At 46.8% G+C, this 325-nt stretch carries 1 protein-coding gene; it reads left to right on the forward strand.

Features of this window, described 5'->3' with window-relative positions:
* Positions 1 to 325, forward strand: a 325-nt coding sequence (locus tag NQ163_RS20720; RefSeq protein WP_268192205.1) for a hypothetical protein, incomplete at both ends; no start/stop codon positions are given.

Consider the following 325-nt stretch of genomic DNA (forward strand, 5'->3'; position numbering starts at 1 on the left):
CAATGCAGGCGCTAGCTATTTGTGGTCAAATGGAGCAACAAGTCAGACCATCACGGTAAATACAAGCGGTAATTATTCAGTAGTGGTAACAGACGCCAATGGCTGTTCAGCAACGGATGATGTGAATGTAACCATTCATCCAAATCCTATTGTTGATCTTGGAACGGACCAGGAAACCTGTGCTGGTGGCACAATCACTTTAGATGCCGGCAATGCAGGCGCCAGCTATTTGTGGTCAAATGGCGCGACCACTCAGACCATCACAGTATCAACTTCAGGAAACTATTCAGTAGTGGTAACAGACGGCAATGGCTGTTCAGCTACA

It is taken from the genome of Marinifilum sp. D737 (assembly GCF_026672275.1).
Taxonomy (GTDB): domain Bacteria; phylum Bacteroidota; class Bacteroidia; order Bacteroidales; family Marinifilaceae; genus Marinifilum.